The sequence below is a fragment of the Neobacillus terrisolis genome, assembly GCF_051233475.1.
Lineage (GTDB): Bacteria > Bacillota > Bacilli > Bacillales > Cytobacillaceae > Bacillus_BU.
Map to the genome: position 1 here is coordinate 58,128 of NZ_JBKFGH010000035.1, position 7,467 is coordinate 65,594.

Here is a 7,467-nt window from a genome sequence, read left to right on the forward strand (position 1 = left end):
TTTTCCTTCTTTCTTTATTTTCTTTTATCTACAACTTTGGCGATGAAATCACCAAGGAGTTGGACAACCTGAACTAAAACTATCAAAATCAATACAGTCGCAATCATGATGGTATTATCATAACGATAATAACCAAAGCGAATCGCCAAATCTCCAATTCCACCACCGCCAACTGTACCAGCCATTGCAGAGAATCCGATTAAGCTGATAAGCGTCAACGTGATCCCGGAAATGATCCCCGATCTTGCTTCAAGCAGTAGTACATCCTTAATTATCATCCACGGAGTTGCTCCGGCAGCAATGGCTGCTTCAATAACTCCTTTATCAATTTCACGTAAAGCAGTTTCTACGATTCTAGCGAAAAAGGGAATGGCTGCAACCGAAAGAGAAACACTTGCTGCAGTTGCCCCAATAGTTGTTCCAACAATTAAGTTGGTTAATGGAATTAACGCTACTAACAAAATTATAAAGGGAATGGACCGGACTAAATTGACCGTAAATCCTAAAATGTTTTGCATAGTGCGATTTTCCAAAAATAATCCTTTATCCGTTACGTATAAAAGAATCCCGATTGGCAATCCAACAAAGATGGCAATCACTAGAGAGATTGAAATCATGTAAATGGTTTGAAAGAAAGCGGTATTTATTTCGGGAATAAGCTCGATAAAATGCTGAAAATCAAAGCCCATTGCGTAACACCTCCACCTGTGCGGCACGATTTTCGATATACTTAATCGCGTTGTTAATTTCTTCTTTCTCACCTTTCAGTTCCATGATAAAAATACCAAGGGGCAATTCTTGAATATATTCGATTGACCCGTGGAGAAAGTTACCTTTTACTTTAAATTGCTGGAGTGTATCAGAAATGACCCCTTCACCTGCAACCTTGCCTTTAAAGATTACTTTCACAATCGGTCCATCACATTTATTTAAAATCACCTCTGGGATCTCGAAGGAAACAACGCTTTCGATAAACTCTTTTGTGAGTCCTGTCTGTGGGTTGGCGAATACTTCATATACTGTGCCTTCCTCCATAACCCTGCCATTTTGCATAATCGCCATTCGATTACAAATTTCTTTGACTACTTTCATCTCGTGAGTGATTAACACAATCGTTATATTGAGTTCTTTGTTGATTTTCTTAAGTAAATTTAGGATCGACATGGTCGTGGTAGGGTCCAAGGCCGAAGTAGCTTCATCACATAACAGTACTTTCGGATTGTTGGCAAGTGCTCTAGCGATAGCAACCCTTTGCTTTTGACCACCGCTCAGTTGAGCAGGATAGACATCTCGTTTATCCGAAAGACCGACCATCTCGAGCAGCTCCTCAACTCGTGACTTTATTTGGGCCTCTGGAAGCTTTGCAGCCTTCAAGGCAAAGGCGACATTATCAAATACTGTTTTTTGACTGATTAAATAAAAATGCTGAAAGATCATCCCGATTTTTAACCTAGCCAGTCGTAAGTTTTCACCCTTTAATGAGGTAAGGTCTGTCCCGTTAACACTGATTTTCCCAGAGGTTGGCCGCTCAAGTAAATTAATACAGCGGAGGAGTGAGCTTTTGCCGGCACCGGAATAGCCGACAATACCATATATTTCTCCTTCTTGAATCGACAGTGTTACATCGTCAACACCTATAACTGTCCCAGTTTTTGTTTTATAAATCTTTGAAAGATTGCGAATTTCAATCATATAAAAACCTCTTTATGTATCCAAATTGACAAGGAAAATAAGCTCAAAAGTTTTAACTCTACAAAAAAATGCTTCTTTCATTAGAAAGAAGCATCGAAAAAAACGGGGTTCTCAGCTTATCTTTCAGAATGAAAGTCATTCTGTAGGAGTTGGCACCTTCCCTAATCAGGGGGTTGCCGGACGTCATAGGGCCTAGTCCCTCGGTCGCTCTGGATAAGTATTTTGTTGTGTGAAATAATATGTTTTTGATATTACTAGGCAATTTTTGTATTGTCAATCCCTAAAATATTATTTCCATATACAAAAAGTGGTTTGGAACCAATAATACCAATGGATTTAGTGGGTTTAAATTTTTTTTTGGTATTTTAAATCATTAATATAAATCCGTCCGTCGATCCTGAAAAATCGGAATGGTCTTCCGAACACGATCGACCTCAGTTAAATCTAATTCAGCATAAAAAATGCCTTCACCCGTCTCTTCGCTAAGCAGCAATTCTCCCCATGGAGCAATCACCATGGAATAGCCATTAAACTCATTATTTGGATCATTTCCAACACGGTTCACCGCGACGATATAGCACTGATTTTCGATGGCGCGAGCCTGCAATAACAAGCGCCAGTGGTCAATTCTCATTGTTGGCCACTCTGCCGGAATAAACATGACTTTTGCTCCTTCAAGAACATGACAGCGAATCCATTCTGGAAAGCGCAAATCATAACAGATGACCCCTCCACAAGTAATCCCGTCCAACTCAAATACATTTGTACTTTGACCTGCACTCATAAATAAATGCTCATCCATTAACTTAAATAAATGGGCTTTATCGTATTCAGCAACAATGGCACCAGTCCGATCTACGACGTACATTGTATTGCAGAAGCCTTCACCTTTTTTGGTCGCAACCGATCCCCCAACTATATTAATCTTATAGATTTCCGCTAAATTGACGAGCAATTGTTTCGTACGTTGCCCATCTATGTCAGCCAACCTATCGAGCTGATCAAGTGCATAGCCTGTATTCCACATTTCCGGAAATACGATTACATCCGCACCTGCCTGAGCTGCTTTTTGTATATAGTGTTCGACCGCCGTGAAATTTTTTTCTGGCTCCGCAAACGCAATATTCATTTGAACGCAAGCAATTTTCATTTTTCAAACACCTCTAGACATTTTTAATTAAAGATTATAGAATTTCAAATATTATCGCAATAACTTTTCTTAAAAGGATGATTCGATGGAATATTCAGAGCGCTTGAAAAAACTGCCGGTTCAATTTTTTGCTTCACTTGTTGAAAAAGTAAACAAAGCAATCGCCGAAGGGCGGGATATAATAAATTTAGGACAGGGAAATCCGGACCAACCAACTCCAAAGCATATTGTTAAAGCTTTACAAGAAGCGGCAGAGGACCCGCATACTCACAAGTATTCTCCGTTTCGAGGAATAAACGAATTGAAAGAGGCTGCTGCACAATTTTATAAAAAGCAATACGGTGTCGAGGTGGATCCCTATTCAGAGGTTGCTATATTGTTTGGAACGAAAACAGGGCTGGTTGAACTGCCAATGTGCTTGCTAAATGAGGGGGAGCTCATGCTCTTGCCGGACCCTGGCTATCCCGATTACCTATCAGGTGCCGTACTTGCAAATGTACAATATAAAACGTTTGGGTTAAAAGTGGAAAATCATTTTCTACCGGATTATGAGGCAATACCAAATGAACAAAAAGAAGCAGCCAAGTTAATGTACTTGAATTATCCAAACAATCCGACCGGGGCCACAGCTAATCGAGCCTTTTTCGAGGAAACGGTTGCGTTTGCCAAGAAACACAATATTACCGTGCTGCACGATTTTGCGTATGGCGCCATCGGTTTCGATGGAAAAAAACCGGTCAGCTTTCTTGAAGTGGAGGGAGCTAAGGAAATCGGTGTCGAGATGTACACTTTATCCAAAACCTTTAATATGGCAGGCTGGCGCGTTGGCTTTGCAGTTGGGAACCCGATCATTATTGAGGCGCTTAACCTAATTCAGGATCATTTGTACTGCAGTCTATTTCCAGCTGTACAAAAGGCTGCCGCTGCAGCGCTAACAGAGGATCAGAAATGTGTAGAAGAACTTGTAGCGAGATATGAAAGTCGCCGTAATACACTTATCTCAGCTTGTCGTGAAATTGGCTGGGATGTCCAGAGTCCGACAGGGTCATTTTTCGCTTGGCTTCCCGTCCCTAAAGGTTACAAGAGTGAAGAGTTTGCTGATTTCTTGTTAGACAAAGCGGATGTGGTTGTGGCAGCCGGTAATGGTTTTGGTGAGTATGGAGAAGGATATGTAAGAGTCGGTTTGTTAGTGGAAGAGGAGCGACTGATTGAAGCGGTTAAACGGATAGGGAAGTTGAACCTTTTTAACAGCTAATCATTTCTAAATCAAATTTTGACAGTATGAGGAGTTTACCACCATGAAAAGAACATTAAAGGCTGTCATTTTCGATATGGACGGAGTGATTGCTGATACATTAGAGCTTTATTACATAACCGAAAAAAGGATAGCTGATTATCTTCAAATTCCATTTACACATGAGGATAGCGAAAAATATAAAGGGGTCGAAAGAAAGAAAATCATCGAATCGATGGTAGAACGGTCAGCAAAAAAGTTAAGTTTTCTCGAGAAAGAAGAGCTTGCAGATCAGAAAAATATCCATTACCAGCAATTAATTCAAACATTGGATGAAAAAGCGATATTGCCTGGAATGGAGCAATTCATCGTCGATTTGAAAAATAATCATATGAAAATGGCTGTGGCTTCTTCGAGCTCAAATGTCAAAATCGTTTTGCAAAAATTGGGTTTGATTGATTACTTCGATGTAATCGTTGATCCTAGCTCGTTAAATAAGGGTAAACCTGACCCTGAAATATTTTTGAAAGCTGCAACGGAATTAGGAATTTCACCAGAAAATTGTGCGGCAATTGAAGATGGTGAAGCCGGAATGAAGGCAATCAAATCAACTAAAATGTTCTCGATCGGCATCGGAACAAATAAAACAGTTAAGACCGCTGATTGGCATGTTGTAAACACAGAAGAAATAACCTTTCAGGAGCTGTTGATACGTTTCGATAGAGAATATTTAGCTTAAAAAACCCCTAATGGTAGAATGATGTAATAAAATCTACCATTAGGGGTTTTTACATACTTAGATAAACATAGTCCCGGCAACAATAAAGCTGAATAAAGAACCAAGAACTAAGCCAGCGGCACCGAATACCATTAAGATTAAGCCGTGTATTTCACTTTTTACAGTATATGTCATAAAGCCCATAAACAATGCTGCTGCACCGAAAAGAAGCGGCATAAACAGAAGGGAAATCGCAAAGAATGCCCAACCTAATACAGCATATAAGGTTCCTTTGTTAGAAGTTGACTTTTCATAAGATAAGGTCACGTTGCCACAGCTTTGGCAAACTGATGAGTTAGCAACGCTGTAAGAACCATTTTGAGAATTATACATTTCATCCACCCCAATAATTAATAAATTTCTCCCCAAATACCCATCAATTACGCTTCGTTCACAAAATAGACATAAATACCAGTTGATTATTTTCAGATTACCATATTATTCTGGTAAATCAAGGAAAATGTTTCGGAAATGTGAATTTTTTTAGTTTTTGAAAAGGAGCAAAAAGTTTTTTGGAGGTTAATAGACACAAAATATAGAGATGGCAAGGGTTTAAGTGATAAAGCTTAGAAAGGCATTAACTGATTTTTCGGAGAATTTTTTTAATAACAGTGAATGTTTATGTGATAAAAGTTATTTTGAAAAACATAATCATCGTAGATATAGGAGAAAAATCAAGTTTACAAAATTATCGTATCTAAGGACACACGAGAAGCTTAATATTTTTAGATAAACGTTCTTGATAAGTAGGCAGAACAGGCTAACTACTACTTTTTTAAATATCGCTAATATAAGAATAATATTTTACCTAATATCTTTACTTTGATATAAACATTGACATAATCTGCTAAATTTGTTTTAATTATATTAGAATAGCATCAATTGTTAAGAAGGTATAGCAAATTGGCATTATTTCAACTGAATAACTATTTAAATGCGCTTAATCTATCGAAGAACGGGGGAACCATTCGTACTATTTGTACATGGGGTGAATCCTTTTTTAAGGTAGGGTACTCTCAAACCCGAACCCGGCAGCTAACCTCGTAGGCGATTGAGGGGAGGACTGGCAACATATTGCACAGAGCTGACCTCTGTGTTTTTTTGTGGAATTTTTTAAGATTGTAAAGATATCTGTAAATCCACAAAAATGATTTTCTAGTAAAAAAACGATTTAAAAAACTATTAAAGGGAGGTACTTTTATTGAAATTAACTTCGAAAATTTTTACTGCGCTTATTGTTGGTGCCCTGTTTGGTTTGTTTATGAATTTATTTGCAGGGGATGTATTTCCTAAAATCGACCAGTATGTGTTAACACCTTTAGGGTTGATTTTTGTAAATCTGATAAAAATGCTCGTAGTACCGATTGTGTTCTTTTCAATCACCCTAGGTACAGCTGGTTTGGGTGATCCAAAGAAATTGGGACGGATCGGCTTGAAAACAATAAGTTATTTTCTTATTACCACTACTTTAGCTATCACGATTGGGATCGGTTTAGCCTATGTATTCCAACCTGGCTCTGTAGGCGAATTTGACTTATCCACAGCAAAATTTGATGCAACTGAAGCCCCTCCTGTAGCAGAAACTCTTCTAAATATCATACCTTCTAACCCTGTAAAAGCATTTTCAGAAGGAAACATGTTACAAATTATTACCTTCTCACTTTTTATCGGCTTAGCGTTAACGATGCTTGGCGATAAAGTGGAAAGTGTAGTAAAGCTAATAGAACAAGGAAATAAAATTATGATGTTCCTTGTTAGTGCGGTTATGAAATTTGCCCCGTATGGAACTTTCGGGTTAATTGCATCTGCAATTGGTAAGCAAGGGTTTGACGCCATGAAAGCAATGGGTTTATACATGATGGTCGTCCTTTTGGCATTAGTGCTTCACTCTATTATTGTATACGGAGGATCCGTTGCCCTGTTTGCTAAAATGAACCCGCTTCTTTTTTTCAAAGGCTTTGCACCGGCAATGGGGGTTGCATTTAGTACATCTAGCAGCAATGCAACATTACCAATATCTATGGACGTTGCTCAGAAAAATTTAAAGGTTCCTGAATCGATCAGCAGTTTTGTCCAGCCGTTGGGTGCGACCATAAATATGGACGGTACAGCCATCATGCAAGGGGTGGCGACCATCTTTATTGCCCAAGTTGTAGGATCAGATCTGTCCTTTATGCAGTTAACAACCGTTGTTTTAACGGCTGTTTTAGCAAGTATTGGCACAGCTGGGGTGCCTGGTGTTGGCTTAATCATGCTAGCGATGGTATTACAGTCTGTTAGTTTGCCAGTAGAAGGTATTGCCCTAATTATCGGGATTGACCGCTTACTTGATATGACGCGGACTGCCGTCAATATTACTGGTGATGCTGCCTGTGCAGTTATTGTGGCAGAAACCGAAAAGAAGAGAGAAGAAAAGAGCCAAACGTTCAGACAAGAAGCTGTATAAGTTTTTAACATCAAGTAATATTAATAAAATGTAATAGAGTTAGGCCCTACATTTATTTGCAGGGCCTTTTTGTTGTGCGCCCGGCATGGGTGCAGTCTATAGGGTGTAAGTCCCGAGCCACGAAGGCAGTTGTAGTGGTTAGCTTAACGCAAGGGTGTCCATGGTGA

At 39.1% G+C, this 7,467-nt stretch carries 7 protein-coding genes and 2 riboswitches; of the genes, 3 read left to right on the forward strand and 4 right to left on the reverse strand.

Going from position 1 to position 7,467, the window contains the following annotated elements; translation table 11 throughout:
- Window positions 1-14 precede the first annotated feature (14 nt).
- The 3 genes from ACI48O_RS19215 to ACI48O_RS19225 all read right to left on the reverse strand — a co-directional run bounded on the left by ACI48O_RS19215 (window position 15) and on the right by ACI48O_RS19225 (window position 2,842).
- Window positions 15-689: a methionine ABC transporter permease gene (locus ACI48O_RS19215; protein WP_435563464.1), complete on the reverse strand. Its 675-nt coding sequence runs from the start codon at window positions 687-689 to the stop codon at window positions 15-17.
- A complete protein-coding gene (locus ACI48O_RS19220) occupies window positions 679-1,692 on the reverse strand; it encodes a methionine ABC transporter ATP-binding protein (RefSeq protein ID WP_435563465.1) in 1,014 nt (337 codons plus the stop codon). The genes ACI48O_RS19215 and ACI48O_RS19220 overlap by 11 nt, the downstream gene beginning before the upstream one ends.
- A 113-nt stretch (window positions 1,693-1,805) precedes the next feature.
- Window positions 1,806-1,912, reverse strand: a riboswitch (SAM riboswitch).
- A 153-nt stretch (window positions 1,913-2,065) separates the two neighbouring features.
- Window positions 2,066-2,842, reverse strand: a complete 777-nt coding sequence (locus ACI48O_RS19225) for a carbon-nitrogen family hydrolase (protein WP_435563466.1) — start codon at window positions 2,840-2,842, stop codon at window positions 2,066-2,068.
- Between the two features lie 85 nt (window positions 2,843-2,927).
- Between ACI48O_RS19225 and ACI48O_RS19230 the strand changes: the two genes are divergently transcribed.
- Window positions 2,928-4,097, forward strand: a complete 1,170-nt coding sequence (locus ACI48O_RS19230) for a pyridoxal phosphate-dependent aminotransferase (RefSeq protein WP_435563467.1) — start codon at window positions 2,928-2,930, stop codon at window positions 4,095-4,097.
- Window positions 4,098-4,140: 43 nt separating this feature from the next.
- Complete coding sequence (gene pgmB / locus ACI48O_RS19235) at window positions 4,141-4,815, forward strand: beta-phosphoglucomutase (protein WP_435563468.1); 675 nt, start codon at window positions 4,141-4,143, stop codon at window positions 4,813-4,815.
- Window positions 4,816-4,872: 57 nt separating this feature from the next.
- Here the strand turns inward: pgmB and ACI48O_RS19240 are convergent, their stop codons facing one another.
- On the reverse strand, window positions 4,873-5,187 hold the full coding sequence (locus tag ACI48O_RS19240; protein ID WP_435563469.1) for a hypothetical protein: 315 nt from the start codon (window positions 5,185-5,187) through the stop codon (window positions 4,873-4,875).
- Window positions 5,188-5,781: 594 nt separating this feature from the next.
- Window positions 5,782-5,919, forward strand: a riboswitch (cyclic di-AMP (ydaO/yuaA leader).
- Between the two features lie 136 nt (window positions 5,920-6,055).
- On the opposite strand from ACI48O_RS19240, the gene ACI48O_RS19245 reads away from it, so the two are divergent.
- On the forward strand, window positions 6,056-7,300 hold the full coding sequence (locus tag ACI48O_RS19245; protein WP_435563470.1) for a dicarboxylate/amino acid:cation symporter: 1,245 nt from the start codon (window positions 6,056-6,058) through the stop codon (window positions 7,298-7,300).
- Window positions 7,301-7,467: the final 167 nt, after the last annotated feature.

What these genes read in the sequence shown, in the direction of transcription:
- ACI48O_RS19215 (WP_435563464.1), bottom strand. Translation starts at nt 689, where the DNA reads ATGGGCTTTGATTTTCAGCATTTTATCGAGCTTATTCCCGAAATAAAT.
- ACI48O_RS19220 (WP_435563465.1), bottom strand. Translation starts at nt 1,692, where the DNA reads ATGATTGAAATTCGCAATCTTTCAAAGATTTATAAAACAAAAACTGGG.
- ACI48O_RS19225 (WP_435563466.1), bottom strand. Translation starts at nt 2,842, where the DNA reads ATGAAAATTGCTTGCGTTCAAATGAATATTGCGTTTGCGGAGCCAGAA.
- ACI48O_RS19230 (WP_435563467.1), top strand. Translation starts at nt 2,928, where the DNA reads ATGGAATATTCAGAGCGCTTGAAAAAACTGCCGGTTCAATTTTTTGCT.
- pgmB (WP_435563468.1), top strand. Translation starts at nt 4,141, where the DNA reads ATGAAAAGAACATTAAAGGCTGTCATTTTCGATATGGACGGAGTGATT.
- ACI48O_RS19240 (WP_435563469.1), bottom strand. Translation starts at nt 5,187, where the DNA reads ATGTATAATTCTCAAAATGGTTCTTACAGCGTTGCTAACTCATCAGTT.